The sequence below is a fragment of the Calothrix sp. UHCC 0171 genome, assembly GCF_034931845.1.
GTDB lineage: Bacteria > Cyanobacteriota > Cyanobacteriia > Cyanobacteriales > Nostocaceae > Brunnivagina.
Map to the genome: position 1 here is coordinate 1 of NZ_JAYGHN010000017.1, position 23,770 is coordinate 23,770.

Annotated in this window: 21 protein-coding genes; 13 read left to right on the forward strand and 8 right to left on the reverse strand. The window is 37.1% G+C overall.

All coding sequences use genetic code 11. From position 1 onward, the window contains the following. Positions 1–386 precede the first annotated feature (386 nt). Positions 387–2,084: a response regulator gene (locus tag VB733_RS14410; RefSeq protein WP_323340751.1), complete on the forward strand. Its 1,698-nt coding sequence runs from the start codon at positions 387–389 to the stop codon at positions 2,082–2,084. A gap of 25 nt (positions 2,085–2,109) precedes the next feature. Here the strand turns inward: VB733_RS14410 and VB733_RS14415 are convergent, their stop codons facing one another. Then, the gene (locus VB733_RS14415) at positions 2,110–3,381 is read right to left on the reverse strand and encodes a tetratricopeptide repeat protein (RefSeq protein WP_323340752.1); all 1,272 of its coding nucleotides are present in this window, start codon (positions 3,379–3,381) and stop codon (positions 2,110–2,112) included. A gap of 381 nt (positions 3,382–3,762) precedes the next feature. Beyond that, positions 3,763–4,491: an AIM24 family protein gene (locus VB733_RS14420; RefSeq protein ID WP_323340754.1), complete on the reverse strand. Its 729-nt coding sequence runs from the start codon at positions 4,489–4,491 to the stop codon at positions 3,763–3,765. Positions 4,492–4,706: 215 nt separating this feature from the next. Between VB733_RS14420 and sfsA the strand changes: the two genes are divergently transcribed. The 8 genes from sfsA to VB733_RS14460 all read left to right on the forward strand — a co-directional run bounded on the left by sfsA (position 4,707) and on the right by VB733_RS14460 (position 13,276). Beyond that, the gene (gene sfsA, locus VB733_RS14425) at positions 4,707–5,447 is read left to right on the forward strand and encodes a DNA/RNA nuclease SfsA (protein ID WP_323340755.1); all 741 of its coding nucleotides are present in this window, start codon (positions 4,707–4,709) and stop codon (positions 5,445–5,447) included. A 227-nt stretch (positions 5,448–5,674) separates the two neighbouring features. Next, on the forward strand, positions 5,675–6,004 hold the full coding sequence (locus VB733_RS14430) for a DUF433 domain-containing protein (protein ID WP_323340756.1): 330 nt from the start codon (positions 5,675–5,677) through the stop codon (positions 6,002–6,004). A gap of 3 nt (positions 6,005–6,007) precedes the next feature. Next, the gene (locus VB733_RS14435; RefSeq protein ID WP_323340757.1) at positions 6,008–6,349 is read left to right on the forward strand and encodes a DUF5615 family PIN-like protein; all 342 of its coding nucleotides are present in this window, start codon (positions 6,008–6,010) and stop codon (positions 6,347–6,349) included. Between the two features lie 131 nt (positions 6,350–6,480). Next, positions 6,481–6,732, forward strand: coding sequence for an acetyltransferase (locus VB733_RS14440; RefSeq protein ID WP_096611101.1), 252 nt, complete (start codon positions 6,481–6,483; stop codon positions 6,730–6,732). 233 nt (positions 6,733–6,965) lie between these two features. After that, positions 6,966–8,381, forward strand: coding sequence for a 3-isopropylmalate dehydratase large subunit (gene leuC, locus VB733_RS14445; protein WP_323340758.1), 1,416 nt, complete (start codon positions 6,966–6,968; stop codon positions 8,379–8,381). A 130-nt stretch (positions 8,382–8,511) separates the two neighbouring features. After that, positions 8,512–9,120 (forward strand): 3-isopropylmalate dehydratase small subunit, encoded by a 609-nt coding sequence (gene leuD, locus VB733_RS14450; RefSeq protein ID WP_323340759.1) that lies wholly within the window; start codon positions 8,512–8,514, stop codon positions 9,118–9,120. A 350-nt stretch (positions 9,121–9,470) separates the two neighbouring features. Next, the gene (locus VB733_RS14455) at positions 9,471–11,831 is read left to right on the forward strand and encodes an ATP-binding protein (RefSeq protein WP_323340760.1); all 2,361 of its coding nucleotides are present in this window, start codon (positions 9,471–9,473) and stop codon (positions 11,829–11,831) included. 53 nt (positions 11,832–11,884) lie between these two features. Continuing rightward, positions 11,885–13,276, forward strand: coding sequence for a response regulator (locus VB733_RS14460; protein WP_323340761.1), 1,392 nt, complete (start codon positions 11,885–11,887; stop codon positions 13,274–13,276). 139 nt (positions 13,277–13,415) lie between these two features. Here VB733_RS14460 and VB733_RS14465 read toward each other — a convergent pair whose 3' ends face one another. The 5 genes from VB733_RS14465 to VB733_RS14485 form a co-directional block, all read right to left on the reverse strand. After that, positions 13,416–14,420 (reverse strand): glycerophosphodiester phosphodiesterase, encoded by a 1,005-nt coding sequence (locus VB733_RS14465; protein WP_323340762.1) that lies wholly within the window; start codon positions 14,418–14,420, stop codon positions 13,416–13,418. A gap of 124 nt (positions 14,421–14,544) precedes the next feature. Then, complete coding sequence (locus VB733_RS14470) at positions 14,545–15,429, reverse strand: D-alanyl-D-alanine carboxypeptidase family protein (protein ID WP_323340763.1); 885 nt, start codon at positions 15,427–15,429, stop codon at positions 14,545–14,547. A gap of 37 nt (positions 15,430–15,466) precedes the next feature. Then, positions 15,467–15,751: an XcyI family restriction endonuclease gene (locus VB733_RS14475; protein WP_323340764.1), complete on the reverse strand. Its 285-nt coding sequence runs from the start codon at positions 15,749–15,751 to the stop codon at positions 15,467–15,469. After that, positions 15,748–16,452 (reverse strand): XcyI family restriction endonuclease, encoded by a 705-nt coding sequence (locus VB733_RS14480; RefSeq protein WP_323340765.1) that lies wholly within the window; start codon positions 16,450–16,452, stop codon positions 15,748–15,750. Before VB733_RS14480 ends, VB733_RS14475 begins: the two co-directional genes overlap by 4 nt. After that, positions 16,431–17,906 carry a site-specific DNA-methyltransferase gene (locus tag VB733_RS14485; protein ID WP_323340766.1) on the reverse strand — a complete coding sequence of 492 codons (1,476 nt, stop codon included), beginning with the start codon at positions 17,904–17,906 and terminating at the stop codon, positions 16,431–16,433. The genes VB733_RS14480 and VB733_RS14485 overlap by 22 nt, the downstream gene beginning before the upstream one ends. A 252-nt stretch (positions 17,907–18,158) precedes the next feature. On the opposite strand from VB733_RS14485, the gene dacB reads away from it, so the two are divergent. Then, entirely contained in the window at positions 18,159–19,643 is a 1,485-nt protein-coding gene (dacB, locus tag VB733_RS14490) for a D-alanyl-D-alanine carboxypeptidase/D-alanyl-D-alanine-endopeptidase (RefSeq protein WP_323340767.1), read from the forward strand. A 16-nt stretch (positions 19,644–19,659) separates the two neighbouring features. On the opposite strand, the gene VB733_RS14495 is transcribed toward dacB, so the two are convergent. After that, positions 19,660–19,815, reverse strand: coding sequence for a hypothetical protein (locus VB733_RS14495; RefSeq protein ID WP_323340768.1), 156 nt, complete (start codon positions 19,813–19,815; stop codon positions 19,660–19,662). Between the two features lie 43 nt (positions 19,816–19,858). On the opposite strand from VB733_RS14495, the gene VB733_RS14500 reads away from it, so the two are divergent. From VB733_RS14500 to VB733_RS14510, 3 genes are all read left to right on the forward strand, one after another. Then, a complete protein-coding gene (locus VB733_RS14500; RefSeq protein ID WP_323340769.1) occupies positions 19,859–20,881 on the forward strand; it encodes a MoxR family ATPase in 1,023 nt (340 codons plus the stop codon). Positions 20,882–20,941: 60 nt separating this feature from the next. Next, on the forward strand, positions 20,942–22,090 hold the full coding sequence (locus VB733_RS14505) for a DUF2201 family putative metallopeptidase (RefSeq protein ID WP_323340770.1): 1,149 nt from the start codon (positions 20,942–20,944) through the stop codon (positions 22,088–22,090). Positions 22,091–22,511: 421 nt separating this feature from the next. Then, a complete protein-coding gene (locus VB733_RS14510) occupies positions 22,512–23,531 on the forward strand; it encodes a HEAT repeat domain-containing protein (RefSeq protein ID WP_323340771.1) in 1,020 nt (339 codons plus the stop codon). Positions 23,532–23,770: the final 239 nt, after the last annotated feature.

Sequence of the window (23,770 nt, forward strand, 5' to 3'; positions counted from 1 at the left end):
TTTTCAAGTCAGGAGGGAAGAGAGTTTTGGGCAAATTCACTTTTCGTTACATACTACTCTGCGAGAAGCCGCTCCGCGTCGACTGTTTTTTGCACCGTTCTACTTAGTTTTAAATATTCGTCTTGAAGATACATTGTTTAATTAACAATATTAAGAAAAGTAAATTTTTATTGCTTTGTTTATTGAAAATCGGCTTTGATGATAATAAATATAAAATTTTTATTAAAATAATTGATGTTTACTAAGTTTTGTAATGTTTGAAGACTTTCTCATAACAAGTTGGGGACAGGATGTGACAGATAAGTCTGGAATTTGTAATCCCTTGCTATCCAATCCCTAATTGCCTTGCAAGGTTCGCACAAATTTAAGTGTGAGGACTGGTGAAGATGAACTCGAATAATTGCGATCGCAAATTTCTGGAATCCACATCTATTGATTATAAAACTATTTTGATTGTTGATGACCATCCCAGCAATTTACAGGTATTATTTACGTTCTTGGAAACTCAAGGATTTAGAGTCTTAGCTGCCCAAAATGGGGAAAATGCTTTGAAGATAGCGGTATCTAGTTTGCCTGACCTAATTTTACTAGATATTTTGATGCCAGGAATTGATGGTTTTGAAGTTTGTCGGCAGTTAAAAAACAATCTTCATACAGCAAATATCCCCATAATTTTTTTAACTGCTCTTTCGGATACTGTGAATAAAGTGAAGGGATTTGAATTGGGGGGGGTTGATTATGTGACTAAACCGATTGAGCAACAGGAACTTTTAGCGAGGATTCAAACACATTTGACGCTGAAAAAAATGCGCCAGCGTCTAGCATTACAAAATAAAGAATTACATCAGGAAATATACGCTCGCCAACAAGTTGAGGGGCAGCAAGATTTGGTAAAGCGAATTACCGAAAAAATTCGCGATAGTTTGGATGAAACTCAAATTTTGCAAATAGCAACTGAAGAATTAGCGAAAGTTTTGCAAACAAATAGCTGTCAAATTGAACTGTATAACTCATCGCAGACAATCGCGACTATTGTTTACGAATACAGTCATATATTTCCGAAATCGCAAGGAATGGTGAGAAAAATAGCTGATTTCCCCCAACTCTATCAACAGCTATTAGAAAAAGTTCCTTTACAGTTTGCCGAAATAATTCCCGAATTTAGTCCCAAAGGGATGCAATGTACCAGATTAGCTTGTCCGATTTATGAAAACGGTGGTAGCAAGGGAATTTTGGGAAACCTTTGGTTACTGAGGGCAAAAGAAGAAATATTTGCAGACTTTGAAGTGACTTTAGTACAACAAGTAGCTAGTCAATGTGCGATCGCTATTCGTCAGGCTCGATTATACGAAGCCTCACAACAGCAAGTCAAGGAGTTAGAAAGACTCAATCGCATCAAAGATGACTTTCTCAAAACCATATCGCATGAATTGCGATCGCCCATGAGTAGTATACAGCTTGCGGTGCAAACTTTAGAAAAGTTGCTGCAAACAGAATATCCTCATTCCATATCTCCCACATTTACGCGAGTTTTAAATATTTTTCGCCAAGCGAGTCAGCGACATAATAAATTAGTTGAAGATTTATTGACATTGTGCTATTTAGATGCTAAAGCAGATGCGATCGTTTCGGAATTAATTAATCTCCAAGTTTGGATTCCGGAAGTTATTCAACCATTTTTAGAGCGAACTCAATATCAACAACAACAATTAAAGATAGATATTCCTACAGAATTACCGTTGTTAAATTCTGATATTTCCACATTAGAGCGTATTTTAATTGAATTATTAAATAATGCTTGCAAATATACTCCCGCCGGAGAAATAATTACTGTCCAAGTTAGGGCTGATGAACAAACAGTAGAACTCAACGTGATTAATTCTGGTGTGGTGATTCCCAAGGAAGAACAAAATCGCGTATTTGACCAATTTTATCGTATTCCAAATAACGATCCTTGGCAATATGGGGGTACAGGTTTAGGACTAACATTAGTGAAGAAAATGGTGGAAGTATTAAAGGGAACAATTGATGTGGAAAGTCGCAAGGGAGAAACCAAATTCACAGTTAAAATACCTAATTTTTAATTTTAAAAATCCTGCCGAGGATATTTTAATTATTTCTATCCCTTTCAATATCATTAATGACTTTTTCCATATACCAATCTTCAGACATCCCAGGATAAGAATACTTAACTTCCTCTAATAATCGTTCGGCAATTTCCCAATATCCACCCACCAAACGTAGCAGTTTTTGACGTAAGAAAGTTGATTTTGGCTTTTGTAAATCACCACTAGGCACGGTAATTTTCTTCAAACTATCTAATACTTTTTGATAATTTTCCCAATCTTCTTGTTCACAAAAAATACTAGCTGCCTTCTGATAATCTGCAATCGCCTTTTGCATTTCTTCGATATGGGTATTTGCCAATCCACGATGATAATATGCTGGGGCATCATGAGGATTAAACTCTAATGCTTTTGTATAATCTTGGATTGCTTGCGTATAATTTCCTGTGGAACGATGTGCATTACCTCTAGCCACATAGATCATCGCATTTTCTGGTTCTAATTCAAGCGCCAAATTAAAATCAGCAATAGCCCCTTGATTATCCCCCATTTGTAGCCTCGCTTTACCACGATTCCGATAAACAATTGCATCGTGAAACTTGTATCTCAAGGCTTGATTAAAGTCAGAAATTGCCTCCGTAAATTGTCCCTGCTTACAACGGATAACACCCCGACAACAATAAGCCTTACCATCTTGAGAATCAACTTGCATCGCCCAACTTAAACTTTCCAAAGCTTCGCGAATATCGCCATTTTCAGCTTTCTCAATTAATTGTTTAAAATAATCTCCTTCCGAGATGATTTCTAGGGGTGGTGAAGTTGATTTGGAAATTGCCACTGGTTCAGCTTTCGGTTGTAGTTGTGTGATTTTCTCCATGCATAAACGACAACTTTCGGCATCTTTTTGTTGCAAGTATAACTCTGCCGCTTTCTTAAAGCTGGCAATAGCATTATGAATATCCCCTGACTTCCGTAGTAAAGTTCCCCGTAATTGATGTGCCGCAGCATAGGTATGGTTGAGGTAAATTGCTTTCTCAACATCATCCAAAGCACCTGGTATATTTTTCAACACCATTCGCGCCAGCGCTCGACTGTAATATGCTTGAATAAACTGTGAATCCAGCTTTAATGCTTCTGTATAATCTGCAACAGCATGTAATATTTGACCGGAATCATAATAAGCCAAACCTCGTTGTAGATAGACTTCCGCAAAATAAGGATTTGATTGCAACTCTTGGGTGAAATCCGCGATCGCACCAGCATAGTCTTTTTGTTTAGCCTTGAACAAGCCTTGATTGTAATATTCTTGAGTCATGGCTTTAGTGGTATTATGTGAAACACAACAAATCGAAGAACCTATTTCCAATTGTGCGATAATCCCTACAAACTCGCCACCTGTCTAAAAACGGGAATTTAATCACTTGCAATTAATCGAATATGAGATGGTGCGTTACGCTGCGCTAACAGCACCCTACTCTTAATACTTTATTGACTCCAAATTCCTTAAAGACTTGCAAATAAAACGATAGATATTTAGTATCATTATTGCAGCGTCATCCCAGTATTTATGCTCAAATTTAGCCGCCAATTTTCGCTTTTGTTTATTTTCCCCTGGACGTTGTTGCTGGTGATTTTCCTGGCTGCTCCCTGGGTAACTGCTAAGGAAGCTGAGAAAGAGAAACCTATATCCCAGCCTTCACCCAATTCCCATACTATCGGTTTCAGATACTAATAATCTACCTGCACCGTTATAAGTCCAAACGTAACCTTCACCGCCACCTTTGCCAAAATACCCTAATTTACAGTAATCTTCCTTAATCCCATTAGTAAAGCCTTTCACCATATCATAATCCGCAATCAAAACTTCTCCATTTCTCAATTGAATTATCTTGGCAGGGGCTAGGGTTCCAGTTACAAGTTGTGCTGTTTGATTGGGTAAAGATTTAATTACTATTCGGGAATTTCCATCAGTGGAACCAGCCATTTGTCTCCACTTTAATTTTTTAACACCCATGACAACATTATCTGAACAAAATTGGAATATGCCATCATCTAATTCCCATTGTTCGTTTTCATTAATCTCAATTTCTGTATAGTTCAAAAAATTACCTTTTTGTCTTGGTTCCAGTTTGACTACACCCGTACCTCGATAAACTGGAGCGTTATAATCGATTTCTGTCATCAAAGACACGAAAATATCTTTGAGACGATTGTCAGTTTTATATACTCCATAATTCAGTTTACCAAAGCAACTATGCAAGCTGCCCTTTTGGATGACAACTCCAGTATTTTCGAGTTTGATTTCTATTTGCTGTACAAAAGGAATACTTTTTGTGGGATGGTAGTATTTATTTGTTTCTTTATTGATATTATTTTGTAGATACCACAAATCTGTCGGTTCTAAGATGTTTACAGAATGTCGCATAATTTTATCTCGCCGAATTTTACTTAAATTGAGTTAATTCCAATTTGTCAGTAGCTGATATGTAACTACTCGCAAATGTATGCTGGCGTTCTATTTTATACAGTATATTTTCAAATATCAGAGGATAGTGAAATAAAATTTAATTGAAATTAAAATCTAAAACTTAGAATCTAAAACTTTCTACAACTCAAAATCTAAAACTCAAAATTGAATTAATGACAGAAGAATTACTCTATCGCTATCCCACTTTATACCCAGGTATTTTAGTCAAACGCTACAAACGTTTCTTTGCTGATGTAGAACTAACATCAGGAGAAATAGTCACCGCACATTGCCCAAATACAGGTCCCATGACTGGGGTTTCCACGCCTGGAAGTGCGGTGATGCTGTCGTTGAGTGATAATCCTAAGCGCAAATTAGCTTACACTTTGGAATTAATCCAAGTAAATGATAATGAACCAACTTGGACAGGTGTAAATACAGCTTTACCCAATCGAATTGTGAAATTAGCACTGGAAAAATATTTGTTTCCAGAGTTGGGAGATTACGCCAAAATTAAAGGTGAAGTGCCTTACGGACAAGATAAAAAAAGCCGCATCGATTTTTTATTAACAGGTAATGATACAGATAAACCAATTTATCTAGAGGTAAAAAATACAACTTGGGTAGATGGGAGATTCGCATTATTTCCGGATACAGAAACAACAAGGGGACAGAAACATTTACGCGAACTAATAGCTTTAATTCCTCACAGTCGAGCGGTAATGCTTTATTTTATTAATCGCGGAGACTGTACGGCATTTGCTCCTGGAGATAAAGCTGACCCCATATATGGTAGATTGTTGCGAGATGCGATCGCCTGCGGTGTTGAGGTTTTACCCTGTAGTTTTGATGTCACTCCCGTCGGTGTCCGCTATCGGGGTTTATTAACATGTGAATGTGCAGAATTAAATTAAATCTTATTTAATCCTCATTCTTAAGTATTCTGATAGAAAAGATTTAATATTTAATATTTTCTACTAACTTGCTGATATAGCTATTTGATAGGGGGAGAATCTCACTTTTACAAAAACATAGACCCCTCCTTCGGAACATTGCGATCGCGTTGGTGGATTGTGTGATTCCTTTATTGCTCATACCCAAATTGCTACAATAAAGATACTTTTTATCATCCGCGATCGCTATGACTCGTCAAGAAATCGAAGAGCAACTTCTGGGCTTATCGCTTGCTGATAAAGCAGAGATTATCCAAAGTCTGACCAAAAACCTTAGCACCAGTGGAAGGGGAATTACTAAAACTCCTGGTGTGTGCGGTGGTGAAGCTTGTATTGCGGGAACTCGAATTGCTGTTTGGCTTTTAGCGGAAGCACAACAACTTGGTATTAATGAAGCCCAATTATTGCAGGATTATCCTCATATTACCGCAGCCGATCTGGTCAATGCTTGGGCTTATGCTGATGCTCATCCCGAAGAAATTACTGCCGCAATTCGTGCTAATAATGAGGCAGCCTAATCAATGGCACGTTTGTATACCGATGAACAATTTCCCCGGATAGTCAGCGAACTGTTGCGGATAATGGGACATGATGTTTTAACTGTACAGGAAGCTGGTAACGATAATTTAGGCATTCCCGATGAAGAAGTATTAGCTTTTGCAATTAGAGACAATCGTGCAGTCATAACCCTCAATCGTCAAGATTTTGTCCGCTTGCATCGTGCTAATTCCGAGCATTTTGGTATTATTGTTTGTACAAACGATACTGACAGAAATCGAATGGCAATTCGTATTCATGAAGCTTTGGTATCTGAGGAATCTTTGGCAGCTAAGTTGATTCGGGTTGTACGTCCGGTGATTTAGATGATAACTATAAGGAATATATGCAGACAAATATTAAAGTAATTGAACTTTGCAAAGTATTGCAAATTGAAGTTATTTGCTTCAATTCGATCTAGTATTGATGTAGCTAGACTCGACATAGGAGAACAACTATGTTTTTAATGCATAAACCAACAAAAACTATCGTCGAGATTCTCACCCTTGATGCGCTTTTTAATCCCTCTGTAAATGAAGTTACAGCCAGAATGCACGCAGGTCAAGAACTTCAAGACCCTGATATTTATCTGAAATCAGAGATGATGTTCTTATCGGGTGAAGCATTACCCCTTTGCTGGCTCGATTTACACTATCGTGACACACTCGAAGCTAAAATGATTAAGGAGATGAGTCTCGTTACTAATTAATCTCAGTAGACAGGCGTTTAAAAAAGGTTTTTTCGATTGGAGCAAGTGAACAAGCTAATCGAACTGTAGAGACGACCCCTTTAGCAGAATTTGATTTGGGGTAGGCTTTTCAACCTGCCCCCTTTGCATATGGAATATTAGCCCCTCAAATTTTGCTTTTGACATATGTGATTCCACTCCATGCCCAATTTTTGCTACCATCATAGTTCCAAGGGCATTGAACGGATGAATGTATGAGCAAAGGCACGTTATTCGATAAAGTTTGGGACTTACACACGGTTTGTACATTGCCATCGGGGCAAACGCAACTATTTATAGGACTGCATCTAATCCATGAGGTTACCAGTCCCCAAGCCTTTGCCATGCTACGCGATCGCAAGTTAAAGGTTCTTTTTCCAGAACGCACCGTTGCTACAGTAGACCATATTGTACCTACCGAAAACCAAGCGCGTCCATTTGTCGATCCTCTCGCGGAAGAGATGATGCAAGCGTTGGAAAGTAGTGTGAAGGAACATAATATTCGCTTCTACAATATTGGTTCGGGAAGTCAGGGAATTGTTCACGTGATTGCACCAGAACAGGGACTTACCCAACCAGGAATGACAATCGCTTGCGGTGATAGTCACACTTCTACTCATGGAGCATTTGGAGCGATCGCATTTGGGATTGGGACGAGTCAGGTTCGGGATGTCCTGGCTTCGCAAACATTAGCACTATCTAAATTAAAAGTTAGAAAAATAGAAGTTAATGGGGCATTAAAACCGGGGGTATATGCCAAAGATGTTGTCCTTCACATCATTCGCACCCTGGGGGTAAAAGGTGGTGTTGGTTACGCTTACGAGTTTGCGGGAACCACCTTTGAGAATATGAATATGGAAGAACGGATGACTGTCTGCAATATGGCGATCGAAGGTGGTGCTAGATGCGGTTATGTCAATCCCGATCATGTTACTTACGAGTATTTAAAAGGACGTGACTTTGCTCCCAAAGATACAGAATGGGAGAAAGCTGTGGCTTGGTGGGAATCCCTGAGAAGCGGCGATGATGCTGAGTATGATGACGTTGTCGTCTTCAAAGCTGAAGATATTCCCCCCACCGTTACCTGGGGAATCACCCCCGGTCAAGGTATCGGAGTTGACCAACAAGTGCCATCTCCCGAACAACTCGCAGAAGATGACAGATTTGTGGCGAAAGAAGCCTACGAATATATGGATTTAGCCCCTGGACAAGCGATTAAAGGGACAAAAGTTGATGTCTGCTTTATCGGTAGCTGCACCAATGGACGCATCAGCGATTTGCGGGAAGCTGCAAAAATTGCCCAAGGGAAGCAGGTGGCGGAGGGAGTAAAAGCCTTTGTAGTACCAGGTTCCGAACGGGTAAAGAAAGAGGCGGAAGCCGAAGGACTCGATCGCATTTTTGTGGAAGCTGGGTTTGAATGGCGGGAAGCTGGATGTTCAATGTGTCTGGCAATGAACCCTGACAAACTCGAAGGACGACAAATCAGCGCCTCTTCCTCAAACCGCAATTTTAAGGGTAGACAAGGTTCGGCAAGCGGACGCACATTATTAATGAGTCCTGCAATGGTTGTAGCTGCGGCAATTAAAGGCGAAGTATCTGATGTTAGGGAATTAATCAGTATTGGTTCATAAATGCTAAATCATGAATGCTGAAGGGGAAAAGAAGAGAAGATGTTTTTTGTATATTTCCATATATTTAAACGTCTCCCCATCTCCCCATCTCCCCATCCCCCCATCCCCCCATCCCCCCAAAACAACAATTATGACTAGCGAAGTAAAATTAGTTTCCGGTTCTGCTATTCCCTTAGTTGGTAATGATATTGATACCGATCGCATTATTCCCGCGCGTTTTTTAAAATGCGTCACCTTCGACGGCTTAGGAGAACATGCTTTTGCAGATGATCGAAAAGCCCTCAATGGTGAACATCCTTTCGATTTACCCCAGTATCAAGGTGCAAAAATTTTAGTTGTCAATCGCAATTTTGGCTGTGGTTCTTCACGGGAACATGCACCCCAAGCGATCGCTAAGTGGGGTATTCAAGCCCTAATTGGTGAAAGTTTTGCAGAAATATTTTTCGGTAATTGCGTAGCTAATGGTGTGCCCTGTGTAACTGTCGATCAGACGACAGCGAAGAAGTTGCAGGAACTGATAGCAGCAAACCCAAAGGTAAATGTAACGCTAAATTTAGAAACAATGCAGGTACAAGTGGGTGATTTTTCTGCACCAATCTCCATCGGTGAAGGTGCAAGAAATATGTTTGTTTCTGGTTCTTGGGATGCTTGTGGACAGTTGGTAGCACAAGCAGAAAAGGTAAAAGCAACAGCAGCAAAATTAGCATATGTCAACTGGGGTATGACTGCTGCAAATTAATTATTAACTATTCTAGTTCGCAAAATGCGATCGCTGATACCTCATACTTCAAAAGCCGAATTCCCAACTTTATTCACGAAGTTGGGAATTTAGTTTTGGTTCATAATTATTTGTGGTGATTGTCAATTTTGTCTTCTAACTTGGGCAATATTAATTCAGAGGATACAACTCTTATTATGTTCAATAGCAAAAAAATGACTGATAGCCGATATCTGTCTGTTTTTATCACTATTGGGCTATATTTGCTTAGCATTATTATTGCTCACAGACAACCTAACTATTACTTATTAATAATAAACTATTTTTTGTCAAAATGTGTGTAATATTACTGAGAATATTAAATTTAACTTATGACTCATCAACCGAATGAAAATCTAACTACTGTATCTAATTCACAATTTTTGGAAAAGCTTACGGACACTTGGAAGAAACGCAAAAAGTTTCTCAACCAAATCAACCATAATATTCAGCGATTAAGTATTCAGGAAAAAATTAAATTTGGACAAATTGGGGCTGTAGCAATTGCCATATCTGGTAGTTTAACAGGAATTGCGATCGGAGATTATTGGCAAAATAAATTTAATGCAGAACGCATTATGATTCGTCGTGAACGCCAATTGCTAACTGATTTACGTAACGATGCTATCAAGCTCCAAGGGCTAGCAAATTTTCCAACTTCATTACACAATCCCAAGAATTTCCAGCAAGCACAAAAAACAAATATTCAAAGAATCACTAGAAGTAAAAGTATAATTAATCAATTAAATAATACGACTTCTTCTAATCAATCATTGCAATATTTATTTGATAGATATCAAGATTCTTACTTGCTTTTTCTAAAAAATTTGGAAATTTTACTAAAGAAAAATTCAGCACAATCATTAGATAAAAAGCAAATTTTCCAAATAAAAGAAGAATTTAATAAATTACTTGAAAGTGAAGATAGACAAGAGAATCAAGATTTTATAAATCAACTTGTTAATACAATTGGAATCACAACAAAACAAGAAGAAAAAATCGAGAATAAATTAGATAAAGTAGGAATATTGAGAATTATATTTATCTTATTTAGTATTAGCATAAGTATTACATTGGCTTATTTATTTATAATTTATATCAGTAGAAAAATTGCCCATCCTGTTAATGCGATCGCAAATGTGACTCAACAAGTAGTGAAAAAACAAGATTTATCTCTCCAGATACCTGTAGGTAATACTTATGAATTAATGATATTAGGAACTTCTCTAAATCAGATACTTGAGCAATTAAAAATACTGAGCGAAGCACAAAAAAAATCAGAAACCTCAACAGATGCTGCCAATCAAGCCAAAAGTAAGTTTTTGGCAAATATGAGTCACGAATTACGTACACCACTAAATGGTATTTTAGGTTATGCACAAATTCTTGCTCGTTCTGCTAATTTAACAGAAGAACAAAGACATGGTGTGAAAACAATCTATCAATGTGGTTTTCATTTGCTCGGTTTAATCAATGATATTTTAGATTTATCAAAGTTAGAATCTCAGAAAATAGAATTGCAAAATACAGATTTTCATTTTCCTTCCTTTCTCCAAGGAGTCGTAGAAGTATGTCGAGTCAGAGCCGAGCGTAAAGGTATCGATTTTGTTTACGAGCCACCGCCAAACTTACCAGTCGGCATCACATCTGATAAAAAAAGATTGCGCCAGGTATTAATTAATTTACTGAGTAATGCAATTAAATTTACAAATTCTGGTTGTGTCAAACTACAAATTACAGCTAGTAATAGTCAAGAGCCATCAAATGCAATTATCCATTTCACTATTGTTGATACAGGTGTGGGAATGACTAGGCAACAAATGGAAAATATATTTTTACCATTTGAACAAGTTGAAAATAGCAATCATCAATCAGAAGGCACTGGATTAGGATTAACAATTAGTCAGAAAATAGTTGAGGTAATGGGTAGTCAAATCCAAGTAAGAAGTCAGCTTGGAGTCGGTAGTTTATTTGAATTTGAGCTTGATTGTCGAGTGGCAGAAGATTGGACTGAGGCTAGTACAATTACCAGTCATGGTAAAATAATTGGTTATTCTGGTGTTCGGAAAAAAATATTAATTGTTGATGAATATTGGGAAAACCGTTCCCTATTTATTAGCTTATTAGAACCACTTGATTTTACTATTATCGAAGCGAGTAATGGTAGAGAAGGCATTGATAAAGCAAATAAATATAGACCTGATTTGATTATTTCTGATATTACAATGCCTGTCGTTGATGGTTGGAAAATGCTAGCGAAAATCCGTCAGTCTGAGTTATTAAAAAATACTATCGTGATTTTAGCTACATGTAATATTAGACAAATTGAGCATCGAAATACTGGGAATGTAACAGCCAATGCATTCCTGACACGCCCTGTACAGGTTGAAGAACTATATAACTTATTGGCAAAATACTTACAAATAAGTTGGATTTATGCAAGTCCTGCAATTACAGCAGATGATGAAATTACAGTTGAGACTAGCGAAATGTTAATACCACCTGTTTCCGATTTAAAGATGCTACTAGAATATGCTAGAAAAGGACAAATTAAAGGAATTAAACAAGAATTGGAAAAAATTGCTCGCCAGGACGAAAAATATCATATATTTGTGAGACAACTAAATAAATATGTAAAAAATCTCAATATCCAAAAAATTCGTGCTTTCATTCAGGAAAATATTCATATCTGAAGATTTTATTCACTAGTAAAATTAATTTTTAATTAGAAAATATCTCCAAAAATATGTCAGAAAATAATCACTTAGAAATTACAGAAACTAGCGAGCTAGAAGATACTTTTAACAAGATAGTTGAGACAATTTTAGTTATCGATGATAGCCCCACGAATCTAGAAGTGTTATATACAACTTTAGCTGATGCAGGTTATGAAGTATTAATCGAAATGGATGGGATAAGCGGTATTGAGCAAGTCCAGAGCAATCCACCAGATTTGATATTACTAGATATTATGATGCCTAACATTGATGGTTTTGAAACCTGCCAACGTTTGCAGACAAATCCATTAACAAAAGATATTCCCATTATTTTTATGACAGCACTAACGGATACTGTTGCCAAAGTCAAAGGATTGCGACTAGGAGCAGTTGACTATATTACCAAACCATTTCAACAAGATGAAGTCTTAGCACGCATCAAAGTGCAGTTGAAATTACGACGTTTGAATTTAGAATTAGATCAACAAAAACAAGAATTGGAAGAACGAGTGCGCGAAAGGACTGCGGAATTATCAGAAGCCTTGGCAGCACTCCAAAAAATACAACTACAATTAGTTCATACAGAAAAAATCTCTTCCCTAGGGCAATTAGTCGCAGGAGTAGCCCATGAAATTAATAATCCAATTGGTTTTATTTCGACAAACTTATATCATGCCGACAAATATAGCCAAGACTTAATTCACTTATTAAAGTTATATCAGCAGAAATTTCCCAATCCCGGTAGAGAGATAGAAGAAATTATTGAAATGGTGGATTTGGGACATATTTCTCACGACTTACCAAAGCTAATTTCCTCAATGAAATTAGGAAGCGATCGCATCCAAGGTATCATGCAATCATTACGTAATTTTTCCCGTGCGGATGGATTGGAAAAGAAAAAAGTAGATATTCATGAAGGAATTGAAACGACGCTCATGATTCTTCAGCATCGTCTTAAAGCCCAAACCTATCGTCCGGCAATTAAAGTCATCAAGGAATATGGTAACATACCACAACTCGCATGTTATCCAGGTCAACTTAATCAAGTATTTATGAATCTCATTGCTAATTCCATCGATGCGATTGATGAAGGTGTCCAAGATAGTAAATGGGAAAGTGAGAAAAGCAAATTTTTTAGCCCCAATAAGATTATTTCTACGCCATTAATTTGTATTGCTACCACAGTTGATCGAGAAAATGTTACCATTCACATCGGCGATAATGGTAAAGGAATGGAGGCAAAAATTCGTGATCAAATTTTCCATGCATACTATACAACTAAACCAGAAGGAAAAGGAACTGGTTTAGGATTATCCATCAGTTATCAAATTATTACTGAACAACATGCTGGAACCCTAGAATGTATTTCTTCCCCAGGTAAAGGGACAGAATTTATTATTCAAATTCCTCTGCAAGGATAATGCAAATGCAGGATTCTGGGAGTTTTGATTTTCTATTTTGACTAGAATAAATGTTGTGCTTTTAAATAAAATTCCGAAAAATTAGATTCAATTATAAAAATAAAAATTATTATTTCCTGATTTTATTAAAATTAACTATTTAATACTGATTTTCCTCTAATACTCTCAAAGCCAAGTCTGGATTATCACTAAATACCCCATCAATACCCAAATCAAAAAACAACTGATACTCTGCTGCTGGATTTCCCTGTAAATCCATCGGTAAAAAAACATCTTCACTACGAAAAGTCCAGACATGAATGAGTAATCCTGCTGCATGAGCATTTTCTGGCAAACTAGTTCGTGAGCAATTGTCAGAACTCGGTGATAGCCATTTCCCGGAAATATCTCTAGGTAATAATAAGTTTTTATTCACTCCAATTGCTTGTGCATAATTTGCAATTTTTTTTAATCCCTCAACAGTCACAAAATCTCGATAATTATATGTATTTCCCTTGAGAGTAAAATCGTAGGGTTGTCCATTATCGTTGAGCAATTGTACCAATGATAAATCCGTTTCTCTTGATAAAAATTGTAAATTCTCTACTTCAAATGATTGAATAAATACAGGTGCATCTCTCCCTGTATAACCATTCGCAGATAAAACTGCTAATAGTGGTGGTTCCAAAGCTAAATCAAGAGAACGAAAATAGGTAGGATGTTTAGTTTCTGGATAAATACCAATTTTGCGTCCAATTTCAACACTCCTATACTGTACTAAATCCAGAATTTCTGGGAACGTTGGTATTTCATATAATTCATCATAAGCAGTATTATGGGGGCGAATATTTGGGATTCTTTCTTTAGCGCGCAGTTTTTTGATTTCAGCTAATGTAAAGTCTTCAGAAAACCAGCCACTTTTTAACTCTCCATCAATTAACTTAGTAGTTTTTCTATCTCTAAATTCTGAATGATTTGCAACATTCGTAGTTTCAGATATTTCGTTTTCGTGCCGTGCAATTAGCACACCATCTTTAGTTATTACTAAATCTGGCTCAATAAAATCAGCACCCATCTCTATCGCTAAATTATACGCCGCTAATGTATGTTCTGGACGATATCCACTAGCACCTCGATGAGCGATAATTATTGGTAATTTTTGCATATAAAATTTAACCTTGATGAGACTTGCATTGTCGAGCAAATTACAGCTTATCAAACTTTATAAACTAGAAAAAATTATTCTTGCGATCGCATTTTTATTATGAGTTTTATTTAATCGCTAAAATCTATAAAGGAGTCAACCAATAAGGAACATTTCTGATTATTTTCTTCCGAAAACCCAACAGACTTAAACTCTCTTCTGGGACACCTAAATAAGTCCAGTGGGGAACATCACCTTCCACAGTTTGGAACCAACCATTTTGATTCAAAACTTCTCTTTGCTTGCTATTATAAACCCTTAAATCAACGGCTAAACCCCAGAGATGTTGTGATGTTCCTGGTGGCGCAACAACACTCAAAATACGAGTTTCCTTACCTTGTCTAACTTGTTCTAAAGTTTTATTACTGGCATACTTTCGCCAAAAACGTAAATTAGTGTCATAACTGCGAGTACAATCTCCGGCACCGTTTCCTGATTTTAGGGAAATATTGATTTGAGTTCGTGATTTGTTGAGTGCATCTGCGGCAACTTTTTGTAGATAACAATTATTCCCTATATTTACCTTCCCCATTGTGAGGTTAGCTTGATATTGTTTAGTTTCCTGGGTGTTGGTAAATAATACCTTTGGAGGTAGTTTAATTAAAGGATTTTTATTAACAAAAACAGCGCCATATTGGCGTAATAAAATATATTCAAATGTTCCTGTATCCGGGATTAATGGTAATGCATGATTAACTATAGATAGAAAACGTTCTTTTTCTGGCAAATTTGGATTATGTGTAGGAATCGGATTAGTTAAATTATCGGGATTAGTAATGAATGGTTGATATAGACAATGTTTATTTGACTCAGAAATATTGTCTATACTTCGTTGAATTAAACAATCTTCTGTAGATTGAACAGTATTCAGGCTAACTGAACGATGTGTAATACTACTACTGGCAACAATACCAGCAGAAAGAAAAATACAAGCACAAATAACAATTATCTTTCTGAAAACTCGATTCATAATCTTTTTTTAAACCAAATAATATAGTATTTGAATACTATATGTGATCAAATATTTCTTGAATAAGTTTGTTATACTCCTTTGAATTCTCGCTGAGTATTTCTGTCAAGTTAAAATAGTAAGAAATTTTATTATCATTCTGAATGCGACTACTTACCTCTGTGGTTATACAACTAGCGATGAGAATTGTTTTAACTGTTGGATGTCTACGACGAGCCTCTTCAAAAGATTTTATTGCTGCTCCATAACGCTCAAGCGCACCCGCAGGATCAGTTCCTCCTTTTATTTCAATGACACCAACTGTTTGACCTTGGTTGTTCAAAAGTGAAATATCAGGCTCGCTGGAAAAAAGTATTGAGGTTTTTCCACTTTATCAGGATTATATATTTCCACACCCGTATCTAAACGTGGAATAAAAGCAGCAAGAATATTTCTTTCTTTTGTTTCTTTAACAATAAGTCGCTGTACTACTTTTTCAGCCTCTTCTCCTATTGCATTACGCCAAGAACCATCTATTTGTGTTCCTGTTGATACTAGTAATAATGCATATAATTCTTCTTCATTCAAATTATTGATTGAACTATCAATAATCAAAGAAATATGTTCATTAAAAAGCTGTGAAAGAGTCGAAGCAGTATCTTCCGTAAGCGAATATCTACTTTCTTTATCAGCTTCAAACCTCTTTACATTTATTCCTACTAAATTAGTCACTGCTTTTTGTGATAAGGCAGCAATATTCCGATAGTAAGCTATGAGTTGAGGTTGTTCTCTAATTAATCTGGGATGACAAAATACCTGAATTAAATCAAGATCAGAATGTTGATTTATATAGTTATATGCATCTTCTCCAACACACCAGTTTAGCCTATCAGTCCAATCATATAGATTCTGAATAGGTAATAAAGATTCTATTTTTGATCGAAAGGATAATGTATTATATTCTTTGAGTTTGCGATAGAAAAAAGTTGAGCGTAATCTATAGTTAATACGATTTGATTCTGTCACAGTACTTTCTTTTCCCATACATAAATACACTTACGCAATTCAGAACGACCATGATGTCCCATTTGTTGACTGCTATTACCTTTTCCTCGTCCTAATGTCCAAATATGTCGTGTTGTCAAGCCAAAAGCTTCAGCAATATTAGATAAAATTAGATCAACAGGAACTTCCTCACCTGCATATTGAACATTATCATTTACCATAGCGATAATTCCACCAACTTTTAGAATACGAGCTAATTCATATATTACAAAGCACATTTCATAAAAATAATTATGCATCATTCGGACTATATTGACATTATTTAATTTATCTTCTTGTTTATATTTTTCCAAAATTTTTAATACTTCATTTAAAGCTTCTTGTTGATTAAATATTGAATCTATCTTCAAAAAATCTTCATAGCGTTCTATATCCAGATAATGTTTTTTTAATAAATCTCTTTTATCCCAGTTCTCCACTGTACACGAAAGCATTGCTTGACGCAAAAATTTAACTTCTTCTTCTTTACATCCTAAAAATGCCAGTTCTAAAGCATATGTACGAGTATAATCATATCTATTTGCGTATGGAGGAGATGTGATCACAAAATCAATACTATTTTCTTTTACAATAGGAAGAACTTCTAAACAAGACCCTTGATGAAGATGAATATTTGATATTGTATTCTTTGCCGGTTCATAATTATTATTAAATAATTCTAATTGAATCACATCTGGATTTGACAAATCGGCTATTATCTGATTCAGTTTTTTATTAATTGCATCTTTAAAAGTGAGAATTTCTCCTTTGTTAAATTGCTTTTTACTTCTAGAACGACCAGAACGACTATCCCAGCGTAAATATTGTCCATCTTTTCTGGTATAACTAATTTCTTCTAGAATACAAAAAGCTGCATATAAAAGTAGTTCTCGTAAATTATCATCTACAATATGACGATGACAGTAAGAAATATAGCCAACTAGTTGTTTTTCTTGCTCTTGAGGGAATGCACCACGGGTTATTGCTAAATGTTTGAAATCATAAGTTGGATCATAATAATCTGAAAATTTTAGAGATTTAAGGTTATATGCAAATGCATTGAGTTTTTCTACATAATTTTTGTCTGCCATCATTCTTGCTCGTGTGGCAAAAATACCAACTGGTAAAAGTTCAATTCCAATAGTTTGCCAACCTAAATCACTTGCTGAAAATAGTGATGAGCCTACACCAGAAAATGGGTCTAAAAGAACACCTGATTGTGGCTTTAAATTTTGAATTAAATATTTTACAAGACTATCTGAAAATCCTTCTCTATATTTAAACCAAGATGAGAATTGAGTTTTTTTATTTGCCTGAAAGCTGACGATAGTTCTATCTAAATCAAGATTGTGAATTATTCTTGAATGAAATTTTTTATAAAGAGCATCTCGCTTTGCTGAAGAATTAGAATAAATTTCGGAATCAGTTACTATTAAGCTGCTATCTTTTTTCATATTTTGTTTTGAATAATGTTTCTAATAACTATTGAGAAATAATGATGATGAAAGACGCAGAAATTTATTCATCGCCAAAATATAAACTAAATTTTTACACACTTAATAATCATAATATATATCAGAAAACATACATGAGTATATTGTCATGTACCGATTTACATATCCCAATATTCAGTAGCTATGTTTTAATGATTTCTTGAACAACTTGGGGATTCTACGGAAGTCCCGTTAATTTAGGTAATTTTAATAATGTCTACACAAACTCGTATAAGTTTACTCTTACTCTTACTTTCCACACAATTGGGTGTGACTCCGCTAGCTGCAACAGCCCAAACTGCCCCAACCGAAACACCCATACCGATCGCACCAACCCAACCAACTCAAACTATTTGTCCCGCACAATTAGGGAGTAGTATAGATGCGATCGCCAACCGTTCTCTCTTTACCCGTGTGCGTTGGGGTATCTTAGTAAAAAGCATAAATTCTGGGCAAACACTCTACAGTCGGGATGCCAATAAATATTTTATCCCCGCATCAAATACGAAATTACTCACCACCGCCGCCGCATTGCAACAACTCGGTGGCAATTTTCGCATTCGCACATCAATTTATCAACAAGAGCCGGGAGTCTTGAGGGTTGTAGGTCGGGGAGACCCCAGTATTACCGATGCTCAACTGGCAAATTTAGCCAAGCAACTGAAGGCAAAAGGAATTACCCAAATCAAAAAATTAATTGCTGATGATAGTTATGTTCAAGGCGATGTGGTACAACCAAGTTGGCAATGGGAAGACCTACAATCAGATTATGGCGCACCCGTCGGTAGTTTCATTGTTAACGAAAATATATTTACCATCAGACTCTCACCCCAAGGCGTTGGTAGACCGTTACAAATCTCCTGGGCTGACCCCAACGAAGCTCGTATTTGGCGTATTCTCAACCAATCTACAACCATAGCTAATGACAAAGAAACTGACCTGTCTGTAACTCGTGACTTATCAGGAAATATTCTCAAAATTCAGGGACAACTGAAAGCGAATTCTAACCCTTTTTCTGTGAGTTTACCTGTAGTTGACCCAAATTATTTTTTCCTACGTCGCTTCCGCGTCGCCCTGGCGAAGGAAGGTATAAATTTGGGAACAACGGCAGTAGCAACTGGTGGTAGTACGCAAAATGAAGTTGCCGCAATTCAGTCTCCACCGCTTGCAGAAATGATTAAAATCACCAATGTTGATAGTAATAACTTGTTTGCCGAGTCAGTATTAAATATGATGGCAGTCAAACAGATGAGAAAACCCAGACAAGCAAGTTCTGCTGTTGGTTTGGAAGTGTTGAAGGGGGCTTTAACCCAGATGGGGGTAAATACCACGAGTTATTTTATCGTTGATGGTTCGGGTTTGTCGCGCAAAAACTTGATTAGTCCAGAGGCGTTGGTACAACTTTTGCAGAGTATGGCAAAATCTCCGGCTGCGTCGGTGTTTCGGGCTTCCTTACCCGTGGGAGGAAGAACGGGGACGTTGAGAAATAGATTTCGCGGTACTCCTGCTGAGGGCATAGTGGTGGCAAAAACAGGTACAGTTGGTGGTGTTGTTTCGCTGTCGGGATATTTGAACGCGCCTAATTACGAACCCTTGGTTTTTAGTATTATTGTCAATCAAAGCGAACAACCAGCAAGGGTTTTGCGGCAGGCAGTTGATGAGATGGTGGTGACAATGACGCAGTTGCAAAAGTGTTGATTTGTAGCATTCAAAATTAGAAGTAGGCTGTAGTCGTACCGTAGATGCGACATTGCGAAAGTACGACTAGCCAATTAGATGATACTTCCAGATATTTTAGGATGTAGGTGTGCGATCGCTCAAAATGCGCGATCGCGTATTTTGACTGAAGGATAGGGAATACTAAAAGCAATCACTGTAATTACTAAAAATCCTTAATTTAAACCCTCAAATTGATGACTCCCAGCGAACTTAAAACCTATTTAAACCATTTAATTGCCAAAAATCTGCAAATTAGCACTATGATTTGGGGACCTCCTGGTATTGGCAAGTCCAGCATAGTTATGCAAATTACGCAAGAACAGGGAATCGATTTTGTCGATGTGCGCTTATCCCAGCTTGCTCCCACCGACTTGCGCGGTTTACCTGTCGCCGCAGATGGCATTTCTAAGTGGTTTCCACCCGAATTTCTGCCCCGTGCTGGCAAGGGAATTTTATTCCTCGATGAATTAAATATGGCACCACCAGCGATGCAGGGGGTGGCACAACAATTAATTTTAGATCGGCAAGTAGGAAGTTATACTGTCCCCCCAGGATGGTTTGTCTGGGCTGCTGGGAATCGCAAAGAAGATAGAGCCGCCGTATTCGATATGCCTGCACCTTTGGCAAATCGGTTTTTACACCTGGAAGTCCAATCGGATTTTGATAGCTTTAAAGTCTACGCCTTAGAAAAAGGTTTACACGAGCAAATTATCGCTTTTCTTTCTTTCCGTTCCACATTACTGCATAAAATTGACCCCCAACAACCTGCATTCCCCACACCCCGTTCTTGGGAAATGGCAAGTGCATTGCATTATGCTGGACTGGATATTACCCCGGCGGTAGGTATGGGTACAACTGCTGAATTTATTGCCTACTTGGAGGTATATCAAAGTCTACCCAATCTCGTATCAATTCTTGAAGGGAATGGGGGTAAAGTTACGTTTCCGACTGAACCTAGTTCCAGGTATGCGACGGTTATTGGTTTGACAGTGCGTGCAGCTAATGCAAATCAGGCGTATAACGCTTTTAAATGGTTAAATGATAAAACAACAACGGAATGGGTACAGTTTTTTATCCAGGATTTGCTGCCTGTCATGCGTAGTAAAGGACAATTAGGGTCTTTGGCTATACTAGCGAAAGCAGACGCGAACTTACAAAGTTTTTTGCAGGAAAACATCACTAATCTTCACAGCTATCATACGATAACACACAAATAAACCTCACAAACCCAGAATCATGCTGAATTTTCAATACTATTTCCTATCGTTCAACTCCTCATGACAGAAGATATTCAAAAAATTATTAGCGATTCACTCATCCGCTTGCGATTAAGATCGCCATTCTTCGCAACTTTAGCATTATTTGCCCGTTTTATTCCAGTTCAGCAATATGCAACTGCGGCAACTGATGGTAGAAATATTTACTTCAATTCGGAATTTTTACTCTCATTAACATCTGCACAACAAGATGGATTGCTGTTACATGAGGTTCTCCATGCGGCATTGCTCCATGTACCCAGGAGAGGTGTGCGAGATGCTCAGTTATGGAATTTTGCCGCAGATATTGTCACTAACGGTATTATCCTTCAGCAAGGGGCTGTTGAGTTACCTCAGGGTGGTTTACGCGACGAAGAACTCGAACATCTCAGCGTTGAGGAAATCTACGAAATTCTGTTAAAAGATGTCGAGAAATATAAGTGTTTGTGGGCAAGTTCCGGGAATGATGATTTAGTTGATGCACCGGGAAATTCTCTAGATGATGGCGATGATAGCTTATCGGAAACCCGTAAGGCTGCATTAGAGGCATATTGGCGGAATGCACTCCAACAAGCCGCAGTCATTGCCCGCACTGCTAAACAAGGTAAACTTCCCGCAGGTATAGAGCGTGAATTAGGTAAGGTGACATCCCCACAAATAGATTGGCGTGCTTACCTATGGCGATATTTAGTCCAGACTCCTACTGATTTTACTGGATTTGATCGTCGCTTTGTGGGGCGTGGTTTGTATTTGGAAACGCTGCAAGGTGAATCTGTGATGGTTTACGTTGCTATTGATACTAGTGGTTCAATTGATGCTGAGGAATTGCGGCTATTTTTGAGTGAAGTTAGCGGTATTTTGCGTTCATATCCCCATTTAAAATGTGAATTATATTATATAGATGCTGATGTCTATGGACCCTATGAAATTGATGCTGATAGCCCATTACCGAGTCCTCAAGGTGGTGGCGGGACATCATTTGTACCCTTCTTCAATCAGGTTCAGGAACGTTGGGATGGGCAAAGTCAAGCTGTGTGTGTCTATTTAACTGATGGGTACGGTGATTTCCCGGTTGTCACCCCAGAATTACCAACTTTGTGGGTAGTGACAGTTGGTGGTTTGGCGCTGGAGCAGTTCCCATTTGGGGAAACGGTACGGTTGTTAAGCTAATATTCAGGAATATTTACAGAAGTTTTGCAATTTACATCTGTTGTCGAGTAATTTTAACAAGTATTTGGGAATTATATAAATACCAGTTTCAATAGGTAAGCGGAATTAATTACGCAGGCATCATTGTACTCACAATGACAATATATACTTTTGTGTGCCTATTTATCGACTGGATATTGGAGCATTTCCAATTTGCAAAATATTGGGTAGCTCTCTTGATATTAATGTGAGGCATACAGCGTGCCTAAAGGACTTAGTTTGTAGGGAAGAACATTTCTCTATAAATTCTCGCACCACACAATTAAACAAGCGCATTTGCAAATTATTCGTGAAGGTAATATGCTCGACTTCTTTCAGAAATCGGCGATATGAACATCGATATATTTACGCAAATATATTTATATCTATATAAAACAAAATCATGAGTCCTAAAAATAATCTTCTTCTCGAAGAAGCTTTAGATGAAAATACGCCAACAGAACGTTTGCGGGAGATTGTACGTAAGGGTAACAAAACAATTCGCAATGCGGTTGCCCGAAATCCCAATACACCACCAGATATCTTGATAGAGTGTTTTTATGAATTTCCCAATCATGTTTTAAATAATCCAGCATTAGAATTAATTTTATTGGAAAATCCTCACTTTCTTAACGAACTAGTTAGTAATAATCCATTTGTTTTTAATGACGAATTACCGTTATTTTTTGTCGAGTGGGCATCTCGTCACCCCAAAGAATCAATTCGTGAATCTGTTGCTACTAGTATCCAAACACCATGTCATGTATTAGCTGATTTAGCAGCAGATGTAGATGAAGATGTGCGCTATAAAGTTGCAGAAAATCACAAAACACCAAGTTATTCTCTAGCCCAATTAGCAGTAGATAACAACTATAAGATTCGGATTGCTGTAGCTGAGAATATTACCACCACATCGGAAACTTTAGAAAAACTTGCCCAAGATGAAGATGAGAATGTTCGCAGTAAGGTAGCAGCTAATGAGCGTACTCCATTAGAGACTTTAGAGATGCTAGCCAGAGATAAATGTGGAATGGTGAGAATTGCGGCTGTTGAAAATCCTTGTCTTTCTTCTGAGACGCTAGAGACTATATTTAATAGTTTGATTGCACTGGATATGAATATTATTCAGCAAATTAAGTTACCTTTAGCATTTGTTGATTTGGCTGTGAATCATCCAGATGCAAATATTCGTCTTGCTGTTGCCACTAATCATTACACTCCTCAAAATTTTTTAGCAAAATTAGTTAGTGATGAAGTGACAGAAATTCGTTTAATAGTAGCGAAGAATCCTAATACTTCTAAAAGCACTTTAAAGATATTAATTAATGACACAAATGATGCGATCGCATTTATTGCGGCATTACAACTACGACAAAAGTTAGAAGATTATTATTTTGATGATGATGAAGAAAATCCTTTTTAGATAATATTTTTATCTTGACAAAGTCAAAATAAAAGATGCTGAATTTATCTTGATATTATGTAGTTTTATACCTCTATAATCGCCAAATAATTTGCAGATAACTAGTAAAATATACCCAAAACTTGCGAAAAAATTTATCTGCTTAAAAAGACAATTATTTCCGTGAAAATACAAAGGTGATTTCGATAAATATATGACACTTTAATAATAACTACTTGCCGTTATTCACCTTAATTTCG